At 50.9% G+C, this 18,820-nt stretch carries 16 protein-coding genes; 4 read left to right on the top strand and 12 right to left on the bottom strand.

Annotation, left to right across the window (positions count from 1 at the left end):
- The first annotated feature begins 53 nt into the window (after positions 1-53).
- Positions 54-2,036, top strand: a complete 1,983-nt coding sequence (gene pdeR, locus WCC56_RS01740) for a cyclic di-GMP phosphodiesterase (RefSeq protein ID WP_424690718.1) — start codon at positions 54-56, stop codon at positions 2,034-2,036.
- Here pdeR and WCC56_RS01735 read toward each other — a convergent pair.
- Together WCC56_RS01735 and araD are read right to left on the bottom strand one after the other, a co-directional pair.
- Positions 2,033-2,902, bottom strand: a complete 870-nt coding sequence (locus tag WCC56_RS01735; RefSeq protein WP_424690717.1) for a crotonase/enoyl-CoA hydratase family protein — start codon at positions 2,900-2,902, stop codon at positions 2,033-2,035. The two genes, pdeR and WCC56_RS01735, sit on opposite strands and share 4 nt — an antisense overlap.
- Positions 2,903-3,099: 197 nt before the next feature.
- A complete protein-coding gene (gene araD / locus WCC56_RS01730; RefSeq protein ID WP_424690716.1) occupies positions 3,100-3,801 on the bottom strand; it encodes an L-ribulose-5-phosphate 4-epimerase in 702 nt (233 codons plus the stop codon).
- Between the two features lie 387 nt (positions 3,802-4,188).
- On the opposite strand from araD, the gene osmB reads away from it, so the two are divergent.
- The gene (osmB, locus tag WCC56_RS01725; protein ID WP_424690737.1) at positions 4,189-4,407 is read left to right on the top strand and encodes an osmotically-inducible lipoprotein OsmB; all 219 of its coding nucleotides are present in this window, start codon (positions 4,189-4,191) and stop codon (positions 4,405-4,407) included.
- A gap of 91 nt (positions 4,408-4,498) precedes the next feature.
- On the opposite strand, the gene yciH is transcribed toward osmB, so the two are convergent.
- The 5 genes from yciH to pgpB form a co-directional block, all read right to left on the bottom strand.
- On the bottom strand, positions 4,499-4,825 hold the full coding sequence (gene yciH / locus WCC56_RS01720; protein WP_053142860.1) for a stress response translation initiation inhibitor YciH: 327 nt from the start codon (positions 4,823-4,825) through the stop codon (positions 4,499-4,501).
- Positions 4,825-5,541: an orotidine-5'-phosphate decarboxylase gene (pyrF, locus tag WCC56_RS01715; RefSeq protein ID WP_424690715.1), complete on the bottom strand. Its 717-nt coding sequence runs from the start codon at positions 5,539-5,541 to the stop codon at positions 4,825-4,827. The genes yciH and pyrF overlap by 1 nt, the downstream gene beginning before the upstream one ends.
- 221 nt (positions 5,542-5,762) lie before the next feature.
- Entirely contained in the window at positions 5,763-6,932 is a 1,170-nt protein-coding gene (gene lapB / locus WCC56_RS01710) for a lipopolysaccharide assembly protein LapB (protein WP_424690714.1), read from the bottom strand.
- Between the two features lie 6 nt (positions 6,933-6,938).
- Positions 6,939-7,247: a LapA family protein gene (locus WCC56_RS01705; RefSeq protein ID WP_424690713.1), complete on the bottom strand. Its 309-nt coding sequence runs from the start codon at positions 7,245-7,247 to the stop codon at positions 6,939-6,941.
- Positions 7,248-7,390: 143 nt separating this feature from the next.
- Positions 7,391-8,152 carry a phosphatidylglycerophosphatase B gene (gene pgpB, locus WCC56_RS01700; RefSeq protein ID WP_424690712.1) on the bottom strand — a complete coding sequence of 254 codons (762 nt, stop codon included), beginning with the start codon at positions 8,150-8,152 and terminating at the stop codon, positions 7,391-7,393.
- A gap of 230 nt (positions 8,153-8,382) precedes the next feature.
- On the opposite strand from pgpB, the gene ribA reads away from it, so the two are divergent.
- The gene (gene ribA, locus WCC56_RS01695) at positions 8,383-8,976 is read left to right on the top strand and encodes a GTP cyclohydrolase II (protein ID WP_013202380.1); all 594 of its coding nucleotides are present in this window, start codon (positions 8,383-8,385) and stop codon (positions 8,974-8,976) included.
- A gap of 65 nt (positions 8,977-9,041) precedes the next feature.
- Here ribA and acnA read toward each other — a convergent pair whose 3' ends face one another.
- The 4 genes from acnA to topA all read right to left on the bottom strand — a co-directional run bounded on the left by acnA (position 9,042) and on the right by topA (position 16,944).
- Complete coding sequence (gene acnA, locus WCC56_RS01690; RefSeq protein WP_424690711.1) at positions 9,042-11,726, bottom strand: aconitate hydratase AcnA; 2,685 nt, start codon at positions 11,724-11,726, stop codon at positions 9,042-9,044.
- A gap of 658 nt (positions 11,727-12,384) precedes the next feature.
- On the bottom strand, positions 12,385-12,543 hold the full coding sequence (locus WCC56_RS01685) for a YmiA family putative membrane protein (protein WP_424690710.1): 159 nt from the start codon (positions 12,541-12,543) through the stop codon (positions 12,385-12,387).
- A 504-nt stretch (positions 12,544-13,047) separates the two neighbouring features.
- Positions 13,048-14,022, bottom strand: coding sequence for an HTH-type transcriptional regulator CysB (gene cysB / locus WCC56_RS01680; RefSeq protein WP_424690709.1), 975 nt, complete (start codon positions 14,020-14,022; stop codon positions 13,048-13,050).
- Between the two features lie 207 nt (positions 14,023-14,229).
- Positions 14,230-16,944, bottom strand: coding sequence for a type I DNA topoisomerase (topA, locus tag WCC56_RS01675; RefSeq protein ID WP_424690708.1), 2,715 nt, complete (start codon positions 16,942-16,944; stop codon positions 14,230-14,232).
- A gap of 408 nt (positions 16,945-17,352) precedes the next feature.
- Here topA and WCC56_RS01670 point away from each other — a divergent pair, with 408 nt between their 5' ends.
- Positions 17,353-17,598 carry a DUF2498 family protein gene (locus tag WCC56_RS01670; protein WP_424690707.1) on the top strand — a complete coding sequence of 82 codons (246 nt, stop codon included), beginning with the start codon at positions 17,353-17,355 and terminating at the stop codon, positions 17,596-17,598.
- Between the two features lie 31 nt (positions 17,599-17,629).
- Here WCC56_RS01670 and sohB read toward each other — a convergent pair whose 3' ends face one another.
- Entirely contained in the window at positions 17,630-18,679 is a 1,050-nt protein-coding gene (gene sohB, locus WCC56_RS01665; RefSeq protein ID WP_424690706.1) for a protease SohB, read from the bottom strand.
- Positions 18,680-18,820: the final 141 nt, after the last annotated feature.

Here is an 18,820-nt window from a genome sequence, read left to right as displayed (position 1 = left end):
GTTGCTAAAATAAGAAGATACAGCTTTCATTGCATCCCTCAAGGAGACACCAGATGACCGATGAACCAGGGCAATCATTACTCTATACCTATTTTGGTACCACCAGCCCTCATTGGCGTTTAATGGCCGACAGCGATGCCCTTCTTTTTGCTGAAGATGAACAGGCAAGCACTCATATAGCGGTTGCGCTGACCGGACCCCAGGCCAGCCTGATCCGCAGCATGACGGTAATTACTTCCAGCGTTAACCTGACCCTCTCTCTTTATGGTGAGCCTCTCTCCATGCATCTGGTGGGCAGAAGAGTTAACCAAACCTCATGGGCAGGAAGCGCTTCCGCATGGGGAGACACTTCCGCCGTGGCCCGCGACCTGGTGCTGGGTCTCTCGTTTGCTGAGCAGGTGGTTTCTGAAGCCAACTCGGTGATCGTCATCGTCGACCAGCGTGGCAATATCCAGCGTTTCAACCGCCTCAGCGAAGAGTACACCGGCCTTAAAGAGCATGAAGTGATTGGTCGTAACGTGTTCCAGTTATTTATGACCAAGCAGGAAGCCTCCTCCTCTCGCCGTAATATCAGCGGTTTTTTCCGCGATGGCAGCTCCTACGAAGTGGAGCGCTGGATCAAAACCAAAAAGGGGCAGCGTCTGTTTCTGTTCCGCAATAAATTTGTGCACAGCGGCAGCGGCAAGAATGAAATCTTCCTGATTTGCTCCGGTACAGACATTACTGAAGAACGACGCGCTCAGGAGCGTCTGCGCGTGCTGGCCAATACCGATACCATCACGGGTCTGCCAAACCGCAATGCGATTAACCACGCTATCGCTGAGGCGCTGGAACAGCGTGTTGACCAGCAGGTTGGCATCGTCTATCTCGACCTGGACAACTTTAAGAAAGTCAACGATGCCTACGGGCACATGTTTGGCGATCAGTTGTTACAAGCCGTCTCGCTGGCGATTTTAAGCTGTCTGGATAAAGATCAGACCCTTGCTCGTTTGGGGGGGGATGAATTTATTGTGCTGGCGACCGCAGCGAGCCAGGCTTCGCTGGAAGCGATGGCTTCACGCATTCTTGATCGTCTGAAGCAGCCCTTCCGTATCGGCCTGATTGAAGTCTATTCAGGGTGCTCTATTGGCATTGCCGTCAGCCCGCAGCATGGCGAAGACAAAGAAAGTCTGATGCGGAATGCTGATACAGCCATGTATACAGCCAAAGAAAATGGTCGTGGTAAATTCTGCATCTTCTCCGCAGAAATGAACCAACGGGTATTTGAATATCTGTGGCTGGATACCAATCTCCGTAAGGCGCTGGATCAGAATCAGCTGATTATCCATTATCAGCCAAAAATTGATCCTAATGGCGAAGTGAAGAGCGTTGAGGCGTTAGTGCGTTGGCTTTCGCCGGAGCGGGGGCTTGTGCCGCCGGGCGATTTTATCTCTTATGCAGAAGAGTCAGGCTTAATCGTCCCGCTTGGCCGTTGGGTAATGCTGACCGCACTCGAACAAGTCGTTCGCTGGCGTGAAAAAGGGATCGATTTGCGTGTGGCGGTGAATGTCTCCGCTCGTCAGCTGACCGATCAGAGCATCTATACTGACCTGAAGCTGGCGCTGGAGCAGTTGAATTTGTCGCGCTGCCCGATCGACATTGAACTGACGGAAAGTTGTCTGATTGAGAATGAACAGAAGGCGCTGGCGTTGATGCTGCAGTTCCAGCAGCTGGGGGCTGAAGTTCATCTGGATGACTTCGGCACCGGGTATTCTTCGCTTTCTCAACTGGCACGAGTGCCAATCGACGCAATCAAGCTCGACCAGAGCTTCGTGCGGGGAGTAAACGATCAGCCTGTGTCTCAGTCGTTGGTGAAAGCCATTGTTGCGGTCGCCAAAGCGCTGGATTTGCAGGTGATTGCGGAAGGGATCGAAACCAAAGAGGAAGAGGCATTTGTCCTGGCGAGTGGTGTGGATTCCCGCCAGGGGTATTTATATGCCAGGCCAATGCCCGCCGAAGATATCGAGCACTGGCTGGCTAACTGGACTAAGGCTTAGCCTACTTTACGTAAAACCTGAGCACTGTGGCGGTTTTGCAACTGGACCAGACGTTCCATATAAGCAATATCCTTCGGTTCAATGGTGAACGCGAAGTCTACCCAGTCTTCCGTGATATCCATCAGCTCTGCGCGCGTCAGCTGTAACACACGCTGACGCGCTTTCAGCATCGCTTTCACGCCGTTCAGTTTTGGCTTCATCGTGTCGATAAAGGTGCGGGTAGCCTGGTATCCCTCTCCTGGCTGGAACACCTTGTCGACCAGGCCGCGTTGCTCGAACCATTCAGCGGTATGCGATTCCCCTTCACAGATCAGCTCTTCAGCCAGTTTCATGCCTGAACGACGGGCGACCAGTGAGTAGCCCCCCATGCCAGGAAACAGGTTAAACGCAATTTCGGGGAAGCCCATTCGCGCCGTATTTTGTGCCAGGATGAAGTGATGGGCCAGTGCAGCCTCAAATCCCCCTCCCAAAGCACTGCCTTCGATCATCGCAATACTGACTGCACCCGTATCAAAACCTCGTGCAGCTGCATGAATGCAATCCACACAGGCTCGGGCATAAGCCCTCAGTGCTTCACGCCGTCCATTTTTAATCGATTCAACAAAGAACCGCAGATCGCCACCGGCGTTAAACATCGTCGGAACCAACGATCCGGTTACCCAAAAGTCGATGGGTAAGCCAGATCGCTGCGCGGCATAGCTGAGGTTCATGATCTCTTCGATCAGCTCATGATTGAAGCTTGGACGGGGTTGCGCACGAAGTAACATCCACATGGTACGACGACCTTCCTCGTAGTACGCGGAAAGCTGTGTGGTTTGTCCAACTTCGCTAAACAACCTGCATGTAGTCTGATTAATTACTGTCATTGTCTTATCCTCTGGTTGTGGGAGCGCTTAAGCGCGGTCCCAGCGTAATCCAGAGAGGGAGATCACAAAATCTGGTTTTGATTTTTAAGATAAAACAGGTTCAGAATAAGGTCAGTCAAGCGAAAAAGTGCGGATATTCTCTGAAACGTCATTCAGACAAAACGTTTGCCTGAATAACGTTAATAAGACTGATTAAATTACTTTTTTTGACCATACCAGGCATTACTGCCGTGCTTACGTAAATAATGATTATCCAGCAGCGGCTGCTGAATGGCAGGAAGGTTGGCGGTAAGCTGTTGACTGAAAATCCCCATGTAAGCGACTTCTTCCAACACTACGGCAGAATGCACCGCGTCGTCGGCGGTTTTCCCCCAACAAAATGGCCCGTGAGAGTTTACCAACACGGCAGGAACAGCCAGCGGATCGATTTCACGCTGACGGAAAGTGTCGATGATAACCTGCCCCGTTTCCCACTCATATCGGTTCTGAATCTCTTCAGGCGTCATTTGTCTGGTACAGGGAATAGCACCGTAGAAGTCATCAGCATGGGTAGTTCCCCAGGCAGGAATATCACGACCGGCTTGCGCCCAGATCGTTGCATGGCGTGAGTGTGTATGGACGATACTGCCTACAGTTGGCCAGGCCTGGTAGAGAGCCCGATGCGTGTCAGTATCAGATGAAGGTCGTTTGCTTCCTTCAACAACCTCACCAGTGGCGACATTGACCACCACCATATCGTCACGCTGCATCACGTCATAGCTTACACCGGAGGGTTTAATGACCATCAGCCCGCTGTCGCGATCTATCGCACTGACGTTGCCCCAGGTAAAGACCACCAGACCGTGTTTTGGCAACGCCAGATTGGCTTCCAGTACCTGTTGTTTTAACTGTTCTAACATTTTTCTTCTCCAGCCCTATTTTCTCCATTTTCTCCCGCGACCTGGATGCTGGGTATGGAGGTTTTAGCTGGATGCTCAGCAGGAATTTGCTGTAGAACCAATAATGCGGCTGCAATTAGGATTTTTTACCTGTGAAGATGATCAGCGGTGAATACAATACAGAGTAGCAATAGAACCTTAGGTGATAGTTAGACTTCTATCTTTATCACCGCAATTGCTGCAGATTGACCAAGTTCCGGCGACGCGGAAAGCACAAAATTTAACAGCGGTTAATTTCCTTTAAGTGAGATAAACCACTCATAAATGTGCCTGGACTGGGCCATCAACGCAGAGCAGAAGCTATACTCAGAAAGATATCTCTGTAAATGACATTAAGGAGAATTGATGATGTCAATGACCGCTAAACGAATTACCGCCGGCCTGTTAGCCGCAACTCTGGTGCTTTCTTTGAGCGCTTGCTCAAACTGGTCAAAACGCGATCGTAATACGGCAATAGGTGCTGGTGTGGGTGCCATAGGAGGAAATGTCCTCTCTAATGGTAGCGGGTTGGGTACCGTTGGTGGTGCCGCCGTAGGTGGGATTATTGGCCACCAAGTCAGCAAATAATAACGATAAATAACTGGGCTTTGCCTGGCATCTATAGCCAAAGGCCGCGACAGCCGCGGCCTTTATTATGCCTCAATTTCAGCAGCTAACCTCACCCTCCAGCCAGCTTCACCTTCAAACCTTTGGCTTCGAGCAGCGTTTTTAGCAGGTCCCGCTTGTCGCCCTGAATCTCGATGACACCCTCTTTGACAGAACCGCCGCAGCCGCATTTTTTTTTCAATTCCGCCGCCAGCTTTTCGATTTCCGCATCATTCATCTCCAGCCCGGTGATCAGGCAGACGCCCTTTCCTTTTCTGCCGCTGGTTTGTCGCTGAAGACGGACGATACCGTCTCCTTTCGGACGCTGGACTTCCTGTTTAGGCTCATCAATCCGCCCTGATTCAGTGGAGTAGACCAGACGGCTGTTATTATCGGCCATTATGCCTCCTGTAAAGACGCGAGGATGGTTTTCAGCGTGGCTTCAGGATCGGCTGATTGGGTAATTGGACGCCCGATCACCATATAATCTACGCCTGCCTGCTGCGCCTGTTGGGGGGTCATGATCCTGCGCTGGTCACCTGCATCGCTGCCTGTAGGGCGAATACCTGGCGTGACCAGTTTAAAGTCTGTGCCAAAAGCCTGTTTAAAGCGAACCGCTTCCTGCGCTGAGCAGACTACGCCATCCAGCCCACATTGCTGAGTCAGGCGAGCCAGACGCTCTGCATGGTCAGCAGGCGTTGCATCAATTCCCAGATCTTTAAGGTCTGCTGCTTCCATGCTGGTGAGCACGGTGACGGCAATCAGCAGAGGGGCGTCTTTGCCAAAGGGCAGAAGAGCCTCCCGCGCAGCGGTCATCATTCTTGCTCCACCGCTGGCGTGGACGTTTACCATCCACACGCCCAGCTCAGCGGCCGCCGCAACGGCATGCGCCGTGGTGTTTGGGATATCGTGGAACTTCAAATCCAGAAAGACTTCAAATCCCCGTTTGTGCAGCTCTTTAACCAGCTCAGGGCCAAACAGGGTAAACATCTCTTTGCCCACTTTCAGACGGCAACTCTGCGGGTCAATCCGATCCACAAACGCCATAGCGGCGGCGCGATCGTTATAATCCAGCGCGACCAGAATGGGGGAACCGGTTACCTGAGGTGATTGCATGGGAAAGCCCTCTTAAAGTGATGCGCCTTTAGCACAAGAGATAAACGGCAAACATTCTACCTGCGACACCGGCAAAATCACAGGTTGGCGCAGCAGTTTTCGTCAGTCTGCCCTGCCAGGCAGTTAACAACGCCGATGTTCAGGTTATCTTAATAACAAGATCCTTTAGTATGTTGTAACTAAAATGGGCGCATTAAACAGGCCAGCAACCCGATAAAAAGTTACTGGCCGTCGAGACCGCGGATAGGTTTAACCGAAGACCACGCCCGGCATGAAGGACAATGCCAATAGAGTGCATGAGCGGTGAAGCCACATTTATGGCAGCGATAACGGGGTTTGGTGCGGATCTGCTCACCCACCATATCGCGCAGCACCATCAGGCTCTCTTTCGCCCTGCCGTCTTCAGCTTCATGCAGGTGATAATCCATCAGGCGATGAAACACTCTCATGGTTGGGTGGCGTTGCAGCTGGCGGTTAATGTAAAGCTGGGCCAATTCCCCGCCCTCATCACGTTCAATCACATCGGAAAGGTAAAGCTCTGCCGCCGCGCCGGTATTCTCTTCCACGCAGCGTTTAAGATACTCAGCCCAGGCTTTAGGTTGATTGAGTTGCTGATAGCAGGTTTCCAGCATTTCCAGCGTTTCACTGACCAGCTCTTTGTCCTGCTCAAGCACGCGCTGCAAATGCCCTACGGCTTTCGCGAACTCGCCTTTCGCCATATGGATGCGCCCCATCATGATCGAGACTCGTGCGCTCTGCCGATCCGCAGACTCGCCCTTTCTTAGCAGGCTCATGGCGCGGTCCAGATCATCACTGCCCATCGCTTGCAGAGCCAGTTCACAGTAGAAATGGGCTATTTCCATCCGCTGCTTATCTTTACCCAGCTTCACTAACCGTTCTGCCACTTCAATCGCTTTTGGCCAGTCGCTGGTTGCCTGGTGGATAATCAAGAGTTGTTGTAACGCGCCAACGCGGAAGTCCGTTTCATCTGTCAGCTGGCTGAACATCTCTTCAGCACGATCGTAAAAACCGGCAGCCATATAATCGCGGCCGAGTTGCTGCACCGCCAGCAGGCGCTGATCGTAGGTGAGAGAAGCACTTTCCATCAGCGCCTGGTGAATGCGGATTGCGCGGTCCACTTCGCCACGGGAGCGGAAAAGGTTGCCTAACGTCAGGTGAGCTTCCACCGTGCCGCTGTCCTCTTTAAGCATATCAAGGAACAGATCGACCGCTTTATCCTGCTGATTGGAGAGCAGGAAGTTAACGCCCGCCACGTAATCACGTGACAGGCGGCTGGCTTCTTGTTGCTTGTCCTGTTGCGCACTGCGGCGCCCCATGTACCAGCCGTAAGCGGCGGCAACAGGCAGTAACAGAAACAGCAATTCCAACATAAGAGATTATTCCTTAACGGCAGGGACTTGTGACACCGTCACGGTCTCTTCTGCCTGCCCCAGCTGATGCTGAAGGCGTTTTAATTTACGCTGAGTGTGGCCCAGGGATACACGGACACGCAGCCAAAACAGACCGCAAATCGCCCAACCAAGTAAGAATCCTGCGGCGAACAGCACGGCCAGCAGCGTTGATACGCGGTATTCTCCCTGCGCCAACAGGTAATTGAATGAGACGACCTGATCGTTATGCGCCCCAAGCGTAATAGAGATGATAAAGATCACCAATACCAGTAAAAAAATCAGCAAATATTTCACAGTCCATCCCATAGTCTGGTGTTAACCAGATGAATTATGCCAAAAAAAAAGCGCTGTTGCTTGTCCGATGCGTCCGTAAAAGCGGAGACCGTGAAAAAATCCTGCTCATCACTCTGTTATGGGGGCAAACGGCAGAATTGCAATCACTCAGCGTCACGCTGTTCAATTTCTTGTTCTTCCTGCGGCGGCACGGTCAACGGCCCACAATAGCGTTGCACTAACCAACTAGCCAGCGTCACCAGTGCCCAACTGATCGCTGTGGCGGTGATCAAATCTTGTGGCCAGTGCATGCCCAGCACCAGTCGGCTGCCCATCACACCAACAGCCCAGGCAACTAATATTACCACTGTAACAATGCGGCGACGCGGCCAAAGCAGCCCAATCCCCAGCAGCGCCCAACTTGCCGCAAACATGGTATGCCCGGAAGGAAACGCATAGCCGGTTTCAAATTCCCAATGCTGCTTCAACCAGTCTGGCAGTTGTGTGTTATCGATCAGCGCATTGCGTACCAGCGTGCTGCGTTCAGGACGCTTTTGTTCGTAGAACGTTTTTTCATCAAGCCCGTTACTGTGCTCAAGCCAGAGAACATAAGGGCGAGGCTCTTGCACCTGCTCTTTTATAAAGGTCTTGGCATATTGGCCCACCAGAATCGCCGAAATCACAATAACCAGCAACAACAGCGCAGGTTTGAAACGGAAGCGCAGGCACCATAAAAACCAGCCACAGAGAATAGCACTGGTCAATATTCCCCATGGGCTGGTCACCGTTTCGGTCAGCCAGAACAGCATTTTGTAGCCGAGGCCCATCTCAACGGGCTGCCAGTGCCAACCAGAAAGCCAGACAACTGCTGGCATAATAAGCAATAACAGGGCACCAATCGTGGTGCGCAGGGCAATTTCTCTCATCGTGTTCCTTTAAGGGTCCGGGTCTTTCATCAAAATCAGTTAAGTTTATGATAAAAAATAATAACATACTGACTGACAAGGTGATAATTGTGCGGTATCACTACAATCGCTCTAACTCGTTAACCGCCCTCGCCCTGATTGTGGCAAAATAAGCGTTATGAATTGTGTCAGTTTGCTGACAGCGCGCTACCATGATGATAGCGCAACACTTGATGGTTCTGGAGAGTCACATGCAGCTTAAACGGGTAGCAGAAGCCAAACTGCCCACGCCATGGGGAGATTTCCTGATGGTTGGTTTTGAAGAACTGGCAACCGGTCACGATCATGTGGCACTGGTTTATGGAGATATTACCAACAGCGATGCGGTACTTGCCCGCGTACATTCCGAATGTCTGACCGGCGATGCGCTGTTCAGCCTGCGTTGCGATTGTGGCTTCCAGCTTGAAGCTGCACTGAACCACATCGCTGAAGAAGGTCGGGGCGTGCTGCTCTACCATCGTCAGGAAGGACGTAATATTGGTCTGCTGAATAAGATCCGTGCTTATGCCTTGCAGGACAAAGGCTATGACACGGTAGAAGCTAACCACCAGCTCGGCTTTGCCGCTGATGAACGAGATTTCACCCTTTGTGCCGATATGTTCAAGCTGTTAGGCGTGAATGAAGTCCGTCTGCTGACTAACAATCCCCGCAAAGTGGAGATCCTCAGCGAAGCTGGGATCAACATTGTGGAACGCGTCCCGCTGATTGTTGGGCGTAATCCTGAGAACGCGCACTATCTTGATACCAAGGCGGCCAAAATGGGCCATCTGTTATCTAAAGACTGATCCTCTATCAGTAATGAAAAGGGCCACACTTAGTGGCCCTTTTCATTTCAGTTGATCCCCTACGACTAGGAATCCAACATATTACGGATGACATAGTGCAGAATGCCATCATTCTTGTAGTAGGTAAGCTCATTGCCGGTATCGATGCGACAACGGGTTGCCAACACCTCTTTACGGCCATCGGCATAGGTCAGCGTGACGTTAACCGTCCCGCCCGGCTGTAACTGAGTCAGGTTTTCCACATCTATCCATTCGTCTCCGGTTAATCCCAGCGTTTTACGCGTGACACCCTCCGGGAATTCAAGCGGCAGGATCCCCATGCCGATCAAATTGGATCGGTGAATACGTTCGAAGGATTCAGAGATAACCACTCTTACGCCCAGCAAGCGTGGTCCTTTGGCCGCCCAGTCACGGCTGGAGCCAGAGCCATATTCCTTCCCTGCGATAACAGCGAGTGGCGTTCCTTGCTGCTGATACTTCATCGCCGCATCGTAAATAGCTAATTGTTGGTCACCTGGCACAAAACGGGTAACGCCACCTTCCACTCCCGGCACCATCTCATTACGGATACGGATGTTAGCGAAGGTCCCGCGCATCATCACTTCATGGTTACCACGGCGAGAACCATAGGAATTAAAATCGTTACGCTCTACGCCGTGATCGAGTAAATAGCGCCCTGCCGGACTTTCAGCTTTGATGCTGCCCGCCGGTGAAATATGGTCAGTAGTGACCGAGTCACCGAGCATTGCCAGGATCCGTGCACCTTTAATGTCTTTGACAGGCTCAGGCACTTTGCCCATATGGTCAAAGAACGGCGACAGACGGATATAGGTCGACCCTTCGTCCCAGTCGTAGGTTGCCGCTTCACTGACTTTGATTTGCTGCCATTCAGGTGTGCCTTCAAATACTTCTGCATACTCTTTATGGAACATGTCGGTCGACACCAGTTGTACAGCTTCGGCAATTTCTTCTGGCGAAGGCCAGATATCTTTCAGATAGACTGGATTACCCGCTTTATCCTGACCGATAGGATCCTGTTGCAGGTTAATATTCATGTTACCTGCAAGCGCATAGGCCACCACTAATGGCGGTGAAGCCAGCCAGTTAGTTTTGACATAAGGATGAATACGACCTTCAAAGTTACGGTTTCCGGACAGCACTGCGCCAACAGTGAGATCACCTTGTTTGATCGCGGTTTCAACTTCGTCTGGCAGAGGACCAGAGTTACCTATACAGGTTGTACAGCCGTACCCCACCAGATTGAATCCAAGCTGATCCAGATAGGGCGTTAAACCTGCCGTAGCGAGATAATCCGACACGACTTTAGAACCTGGGGCCAGAGAGGCTTTTACCCAGGGTTGACGCTTAAGGCCAAGCGAGACAGCCTTTTTAGCCAGCAATCCTGCTGCCATTAACACGCTGGGATTCGAGGTATTAGTACAGGAGGTGATGGCAGAGATGACCACTGCCCCATCCTTTAACGTTTGTTGCAGGCCGGTTTTGCTGTCGGTATAGGTGATGGCTTTATGCTGCTTCTGCGACTGATTGACTTCCAGCTCATTGCTGGCCTGGAATGCTTTGGGCACATCACCAAGTGACACGCGGTCCTGAGGACGCTTGGGCCCGGCAAGGCTGGCTTCAACTTCATTCATATCCAGCGCCAGGGAACTGGTGAACACCGGTTCATCACCTGGATTGCGCCACAGACCTTGAGCTTTGGCGTAGGCTTCGACCAGTGACACCTGCTCGCTACTTCTCCCGGTAAGCGTCATATAGCCAATAGTGACCGCATCGAGCGGGAAGAACCCACAGGTTGCCCCGTATTCAGGTGCCATATTGGCAATGGTCGCGCGGTCAGCCAACGGAAGGTCATCCAGCCCGTCACCGTAGAATTCTACAAATTTACCTACCACGCCATGTTTGCGCAGCATTTGGGTGACGGTGAGGACCAGGTCAGTAGCGGTAATGCCGGGTTTAAGTTTACCGGTAAGCTTAAACCCGACCACGTCCGGAATAAGCATTGAAACGGGCTGACCAAGCATCGCGGCCTCCGCCTCAATGCCACCCACTCCCCAACCCAGCACACCCAGCGCATTGATCATCGTGGTATGGGAGTCTGTCCCCACCAAAGTGTCTGGATAGGCCAGCTCTTCCCCATTCTGTTGCTCATGCCATACCGCTTTGCCCAGATACTCAAGATTGACCTGGTGGCAGATGCCAGTGCCTGGCGGAACCACGCTGAACTGATTAAAGGCTTTTTGTCCCCAGCGTAAGAAAACGTAGCGTTCATGGTTACGCTCCATCTCCAGCCGGACATTTTCTTCAAAGGCATCGTCATCGCCAAAATGGTCAACGGTGACGGAGTGGTCAATGACCAGATCTACTGGTGATAACGGGTTTACCTTAGCCACATCACCGCCAAGACGTTTAACAGCCTCACGCATTGCTGCTAAATCGACGACGGCAGGCACACCGGTAAAATCCTGCATCAGTACACGGGCCGGACGGTAGGCAATTTCACGGTCAGCATGAGCCTGCTTCAGCCACCCGGCCAGCGCCTCGATATCCGCTTCCGTGACGGAATCTTCGTCCTGCCAACGGAGCAGGTTTTCCATCAGCACTTTCAGGGATTTAGGCAGACGGGAAAGGTCACCAAGCTGTTCCGCAGCGCGGGGCAAACTGTAGTAGCTGTAGCGCTGGCCTTTAACATCCAGTGTTGTCCTGGCTTTATTATGTAGGGTAGACGACATTACTCCTCCTTCATTGGACTAAATCATAACCTGAGTAATTACAGGGTCTGATTTAAAGATAGTACAAACAGAAGGTAACGTTTTGATAACAACACGAATCGACAAGATTGGAAACAACCGGTAAAAACAAAAACGCCCCGCTGTACTAGTCAGCGAGGCGTTTTTATTTAAATTCGTTTGTTTACATATGCATTATAAATGCATCAATAGTCCGGCCCAAACGGCAGTAGTCCAGAATAAAGCGGAGAAAGTCCAGGTACTGAACCAGGTTATTTGAGTTAAATTCATGTTTCACTCCCCAGGTCCGTGAGACCTTAAAACGTACAGCGTATAAATCATTACTCAATGCGAATGATTCAACCGTTTTTTGAGGGTTTTACCCTCATTCAGGCAATAACGTGCCCAGCCTAAGTAGTCGGCTAATTGCAACATGGGTAACTATTTGAATTATACTGTTCAGCCAATTGACCGAAAAAAGAATAGAACGCTTATTATTTCGTTTTTTTGTCGATCATTGAATCAATAAAACTGCGCTGCAACTCGCTCAGGCCCCATGAGTCAGGAACAATGACGTGATCAGTGGGTTTACCCTTGCAAAAACGATCCTTCATTTTCGTGGTCTGCTGTGGTTTCTGATTCAAAGTCTGAAAATGCATAGTTAACCCCACACACGCCAAATCATTAATGCAGCAACAATCCAAAACAGCGCTGAGCCAGCGAATACCGCCAACCAGGCTTTGCGTTTGATGTTGGCGCTACGCTGAACCTTGATGGTTTCATGTCCGAAAACAGGTTGTACTGATAATTTAGTGTTCATAGTTTTTGATAATCACTCTCATTGAAAACGATTGTTTGAACCAATCAGAAATTAGGATGAATCCTAAACATTATTCTGAGCGAAATCCAGTAATTTTTATTGAACAAAACGATTAATGGCATTTATCAAACAAGAAAAACTATATGCTTTGTGTTTAATCAAACTTAAGTCAATTAATTACGCCTTAACTCAAATACCAGTGATAACAGAGCGTTTCAGATCCATTCATTACTGGAGAAATCTTTACCTACCCTTAAGAACCGCCATTCCCCGCGTCTCTTTAACAAGAGTATGAGAATCATCTTAGGTTCACGCAAAGCCTGTCAGCCAAAAGTGTGTACCATTTCTCATTTAATGAATAACAATCAGAAAACATGTGATACATGTTTCATTTACGTAAAAAGAATAAAAAGTGTTAATCGATAAGAGTCATAGAAAGGGCCAGTGCAATAATAAAGGCCGCATCAGCGGCCCTTGACATAACACTACTACTCACGGGGGAAATTATCTTGCAGGCAACTTGATGTCTTTAAACATCGCTTCGATATCTTCGTTTGTACGTAAACCTACAGCAGTATCAACCACATCGCGCGTCAGGTGCGGGGCGAAGCGTTGGATAAAGTCATACATGTAGCTGCGTAAGAAGGTGCTGCGACGGAAGCCGATTTTGGTCGTACTGAAACTAAATACATCAGTTGCTTCAATCCTTACCAGGTCAGGATCGGATACAGGGTCCACTGCCATGCTCGCAATCACCCCTACTCCCAGTCCCAGACGTACATAGGTTTTAATCACATCAGCATCGGTAGCAGTAAAGACGATGCGCGGGGTCAGACCAGCTCGGTTAAACGCCGTGTCCAGTTCTGAACGGCCCGTAAAACCGAACGTATAGGTGACTAACGGGTATTCTGCAAGTTCTTCAATCGACACTTTGGCCTTTCCTGCCAGCGGGTGATCGGGAGTGACCACGATCGCTCGGTTCCAGTGATAACAAGGCAGCATGATTAAATCGTCATACAAATGCAGCGCTTCGGTGGCAATCGCAAAGTCGGCATTGCCTTTGGATACGGCTTCAGCAATCTGAGTTGGCGAGCCCTGATGCATATGCAACGACACGCGAGGATAGCGTTCGATGAAGCCTTTAATCACATTCGGCAACGCATAGCGCGCCTGAGTGTGTGTGGTGGCGACATAGAGCGAACCTTTATCTGGCCAGGTGTGTTCGCCAGCAACGGATTTGATAGCATCTACTTTCGACAAGACTTCACGCGCAATACGAATAATTTCTTGTCCGGCTGGCGTAACCTGAGTCAGGTGTTTACCACTGCGGGCAAAAATCTGGATCCCCAGCTCATCTTCCAGCATGCGTACCTGCTTACTGATGCCGGGTTGTGAGGTGTAAAGCCCTTCTGCGGTGGAGGAGACGTTCAGGTTGTGATTGACCACTTCAACGATATAACGCAGCTGCTGCAATTTCATTTTTCATTCCATCTGAGGTTTGAAGCCACGCGCCGAAGTCCGTGCAGAGAGCTGTGCAAATACCACCGCCCATGAGGAGTCCGGTCTAATGCGATTTAATAATAAGGAAAGGGATATCTATAACAACTATAACAAAATCAGGGGAGATGTATAGCTCAGCAAGGCCGGGGGGAGCAAGAAAGGGCCAGCTGGCGCTGGCCCCTCAGATTACTTCTTCGCCGCTTTCTTAGCAGTGGCTTTAGTCGCCGGGGTTTTAGTCGCAGTGGCTTTAGTAGCCGTTGCTTTATTGGCGGCCGCTTTAGCCGGTGCAGCTTTGGTAGCCGCAGCTTTGCTGGCAACTTCCCATTTGCCATCAACATAAAACGCTGACCAACCTGTCGCTTTCCCGTCTTTCTCGGTACTGACGTACTGTTGTTTGGTTTTACGGCTGAAGCGAACTACCGCTTTATTGCCTTCTTCATCGCTGACTGGCGCATCGGCCAGGTAGCTCAGTTTTTCAGGCAGTCGATCGCGGAAGCGTTGCAGCTCTTCCACCAGCGGCGCACGGGTTTCCCTTGATTTAGGGAAGGTGTTAGCCGCCAGGAACACACCTGCAGCCCCATCACGCAGCACGAAATAAGCATCTGACTTCTCACAAGTCAGTTCAGGTAACGGCACCGGATCTTCTTTCGGTGGCGCAACATCGCCATTACGCAGGATCTTACGGGTGTTTTTGCATTCATCGTTAGTACAAGCCATGTACTTACCGAAACGTCCCATTTTCAGGTGCATTTCAGAACCACATTTTTCACACTCAACAATCGGGCCATCGTAGCCTTTAATGCGGAATTCACCCTGCTCGATCTCATACCCGTCACAGCCTGGATTGTTACCACAAACGTGCAGCTTGCGCTGGTTATCAATCAGGTAACTGTCCATAGCGGTGCCACACTTCTGGCAACGATGACGTGCACGTAGCGCGTTGGTTTCAGCATCATCTCCCTCAAGAATATTCAGCACTTCATTCTCAGGGATTAAGTTGATGGTCTGCTTACAACGTTCTTTCGGTGGCAAGGCATAACCCGAGCAACCGAGGAACACACCGGTACTTGCGGTGCGAATGCCCATTTTACGGCTACAGGTCGGGCAGTCGATTGACGTCAGGATCATCTGGTTAGGCTGCATGCCGCCTTCTTCAGGATCCTTATCCGCTTTTTCCAACTGCTGGCTGAAATCCGCAAAGAACTGATCCAGCACCTTTTTCCACTGCACTTCGTTGTTAGCAACCTTATCGAGGTTGTCTTCCATATGCGCGGTGAAATCGTAGTTCATCAATTCGCGGAAGTTGGCTTCCAGACGATCGGTAACGATTTCACCCATTTTCTCAGCATAGAAACGACGGCTCTCAACGCGGACGTAACCACGATCCTGGATAGTTGAGATAATCGAAGCATAGGTCGAAGGACGACCAATACCGCGTTTTTCCAGTTCACGCACCAGTGAGGCTTCGCTGAAGCGAGCCGGTGGCTTAGTGAAGTGCTGGCTTGGCTTAAGCTGCTGGAGCTTGAGTTCCTCGCCCACTTCGATCGGCGGCAAAGTACGATCTTCATCGCCTTTGCGCAGCGCTGGCATGACGGCAGTCCAGCCATCAAAACGCAGCGTACGGCCTTTGGCCTTCAGTTTAAAGTCACCCGCCGCTACGGTCAGCGTGGTGGAGTCATACTGGGCTGGCATCATCTGGCAGGCAACAAACTGGCGCCAGATTAGCTGATACAGTTTCTGCGCGTCGGCTTCCATATCCTTCAATTGCTCGGACTGGATGGCCACATCAGAAGGACGAATGGCTTCGTGCGCTTCCTGGGAGTTTTCTTTGCTGCTGTAGACATTGGCCGCTTTCGGCAGGTACTTCTCGCCGAACTCAGATTCAATATAGCCACGCACCATGCTCACCGCATCCTGGCTCAGATTCGTGGAGTCAGTACGCATGTAAGTAATGTGGCCAGCTTCATACAGGCGCTGCGCCATCATCATGGTTTTCTTCACGCCATAGCCCAGACGGGTACTTGCCGCCTGTTGCAACGTGGAGGTGATGAAAGGCGCGCCAGGCTTGCTGCTGGTTGGCTTATCTTCACGATCGGCCACCACATAACGGGCTTTTTCCAGCAGGCTGACGGCCGCATGAGTCTGATCGCCGTTAACCGGACGGAAAGGCTTGTCATGCTGATGAGTCACTTCCATCGGCAGACCGGTACCTTTAGGCGTGTTCAGGTCAGCGTGCAGCTCCCAGTACTCTTCAGGCGTGAACGCTTTGATTTCGCGTTCGCGCTCTACGACCAGACGCACGGCCACAGACTGGACGCGGCCAGCGGACAGACCACGGGCAATTTTTTTCCACAGCAGTGGCGAGACCATATAGCCCACTACACGGTCCATAAACCGGCGTGCCTGTTGCGCATTCACACGGTTAATATTCAGTTCGCCCGGCTTTTCAAACGCCTGACGAATCGCATTCTTGGTGATTTCGTTAAACACCACGCGGCTGAAGCGTGAGTCATCGCCACCGATCACTTCCCGCAGGTGCCAGGCAATGGCTTCCCCTTCGCGGTCAAGGTCCGTTGCGAGATAGATGTGGTCAGCGTTTTCGGCCAGAGACTTCAGCTCTGCAACCACTTTTTCTTTGCCAGGAAGGATTTGGTAATCCGCTTCCCAACCGTGAAAAGGATCGACACCCATGCGGCTGACAAGCGCCGCTTTCTCGTCCTTCTTCACTTTTTTTGCTGGTTTACTGGTTGTAGAGTCAGCGCTCTTTTTAACTGTTGATCCACTGGTCGGCAAATCACGGATATGACCCACGCTGGACTTCACCACGTAGTCATTTCCAAGATATTTATTGATCGTTTTGGCTTTTGCCGGGGACTCAACTATTACGAGAGCTTTGCCCATATTTACCTTTACCTGATTAAAACATCCGAGAGTAAATTGTGCCGTTTGCCAGAGCAAGCGAGACGCGTTAACGATATGGCGACCGGGGAAATAATTTTCAACCCGTCGCTTTTTGCTCTGTTGGCGCTCCTGACTTAGGAAGCCAACCTGCTGATTAACGACACTTTTTACAACCTGTTCTGTGCATTTCAAACATTGCGTAAAGCTAGTTTTACGCCCGGAACCCGAAACGCCCACACTGTACCTGATAAAATTCGATACGCAACTTAATTAGCATCTGCCCGCGATTTACGCCAGAAAGTAGGTTAAAAAGGGTTAGCTGACGCAAACACCCATAAACCCTGTGGAATAGTTTAACGCGGACGTAATATACTCTTACGCGCACGCCTACTATAAAGGAGAAAAAACGTGAATCAGACCCAGACTATAGATCGTCCCGCCCTGCTCGACATTGCCAACGAGCTGATTGCCGGGCATAAGGATTTTTTCCCGGGATTGGTGGCAACCGACGTGGAGCAGAAAGGGGATGTGCTGATCTTCCGGGGCGACTACTTCTTAGATGAACAGGGATTACCTGGTGAGAAAAGTACGTTGGTGTTTAACCTGTTCAAGTATCTGGCAGTAGAACTCTCTCCTCTTTACAGGATTGAGTAACAGCGCCCACTTAGCGGGCGCTGTTGCTGTTTTACAGCAGCGGTTTTTCACCACGCTGCCAGAGGCGAAGCAACAGTCGTTCTGCGCTGCCAGCCGCACTTTGCGTAAAGCGGTCGATCATTTTCTTACGAAGGGTATAACGCACTGAAATAACCTCGTGATTGGCCATCTGATCGATGATCAAATCATCACTGGTGCCGATAGCATCAACCAGCCCTTTTTCAAGAGCCTGAGTGCCGAACCAATGTTCGCCGGTGGCAACGCTGTCAATATCCAGTGAAGGACGCATCTGATGCACAAACTGCTTGAACAGCAGATGCGTTTCATTCAGGTCTTCACGGAATTTTTCCCGTCCCTGCTCCGTGTTTTCACCAAACAGCGTTAGCGTGCGTTTGTACTCGCCAGCCGTGTGCAGCTCCACATCAATTTCGTTGCGCTTCAGTAAGCGATTAAAGTTCGGGATTTGCGCTACCACGCCAATCGATCCCACGATAGAAAACGGAGCAGCAACAATGCGATCGGCCACACAAGCCATCATGTAGCCACCACTGGCAGCCACTTTGTCCACCGCTACCGTCAGGCGTATACCTTTATCACGCAGGCGCTGAAGCTGTGATGACGCCAGGCCATAGCCATGGACGACACCGCCCGGGCTTTCCAGACGTAACAGCACTTCATCCTCAGGTTTAGCCACCGCCATCACCGCAGAGATCTCCTCACGCAGCGAGCTGACTTCATGGGCATCCATACTCCCTTTGAAATCCAGCACGTAAAGCGTTGGCTTGGTACTCTCGGTTTTCAGACCTTGCTTCGCACGCTGTTTAGCGGCTTTTGCTTCCTGTTTGTCTTTCTTCTTTTGCTCTTTGTGCCACAGTTTTTGATCCTGATGCTTCATTTTTGCCAGCATCATGTCATCTTTCATTTCCTGATAGCGCTCGCCGAGGTGAGTCAGCTTCAACTGACCACCCTGAGCACGCTTGCGCATGGCCAGGTTGGTGATCAGAATGGCAATGGCCGCGATAGCCACCACTACGGTGACCGTTTTGGCCAGAAAAAGCCCATAATAAGAGAGTAAATCCACTCATTCCGCCTTATTTAACATCGTATTAGATCAGCAGCTATTGTAGCTGAGTCACGGCCAGGAGTCGCCCGAATCCCCTTCCTGCCGCACGCTTTGCCGCTTATTGAAGATTGAACTGCTCACCATTTTAGGGCATAAAGC

The sequence above is a fragment of the Erwinia sp. genome, from assembly GCF_049696395.1.
Taxonomy (GTDB): Bacteria; Pseudomonadota; Gammaproteobacteria; order Enterobacterales; family Enterobacteriaceae; genus Erwinia.
The sequence above is the reverse complement of the archived record's forward strand: the minus strand, read 5'-3'. Positions and strand labels throughout refer to the sequence as shown.

What these genes read in the sequence shown, in the direction of transcription:
- pgpB (WP_424690712.1), bottom strand. Translation starts at nt 8,152, where the DNA reads ATGAGAGAAATTGCCCTGCGCACCACGATTGGTGCCCTGTTATTGCTT.
- cysB (WP_424690709.1), bottom strand. Translation starts at nt 14,022, where the DNA reads ATGAAATTGCAGCAGCTGCGTTATATCGTTGAAGTGGTCAATCACAAC.
- WCC56_RS01735 (WP_424690717.1), bottom strand. Translation starts at nt 2,902, where the DNA reads ATGACAGTAATTAATCAGACTACATGCAGGTTGTTTAGCGAAGTTGGA.
- araD (WP_424690716.1), bottom strand. Translation starts at nt 3,801, where the DNA reads ATGTTAGAACAGTTAAAACAACAGGTACTGGAAGCCAATCTGGCGTTG.
- osmB (WP_424690737.1), top strand. Translation starts at nt 4,189, where the DNA reads ATGTCAATGACCGCTAAACGAATTACCGCCGGCCTGTTAGCCGCAACT.
- topA (WP_424690708.1), bottom strand. Translation starts at nt 16,944, where the DNA reads ATGGGCAAAGCTCTCGTAATAGTTGAGTCCCCGGCAAAAGCCAAAACG.
- WCC56_RS01685 (WP_424690710.1), bottom strand. Translation starts at nt 12,543, where the DNA reads ATGAACACTAAATTATCAGTACAACCTGTTTTCGGACATGAAACCATC.
- pyrF (WP_424690715.1), bottom strand. Translation starts at nt 5,541, where the DNA reads ATGCAATCACCTCAGGTAACCGGTTCCCCCATTCTGGTCGCGCTGGAT.
- yciH (WP_053142860.1), bottom strand. Translation starts at nt 4,825, where the DNA reads ATGGCCGATAATAACAGCCGTCTGGTCTACTCCACTGAATCAGGGCGG.
- ribA (WP_013202380.1), top strand. Translation starts at nt 8,383, where the DNA reads ATGCAGCTTAAACGGGTAGCAGAAGCCAAACTGCCCACGCCATGGGGA.
- acnA (WP_424690711.1), bottom strand. Translation starts at nt 11,726, where the DNA reads ATGTCGTCTACCCTACATAATAAAGCCAGGACAACACTGGATGTTAAA.
- pdeR (WP_424690718.1), top strand. Translation starts at nt 54, where the DNA reads ATGACCGATGAACCAGGGCAATCATTACTCTATACCTATTTTGGTACC.
- lapB (WP_424690714.1), bottom strand. Translation starts at nt 6,932, where the DNA reads ATGTTGGAATTGCTGTTTCTGTTACTGCCTGTTGCCGCCGCTTACGGC.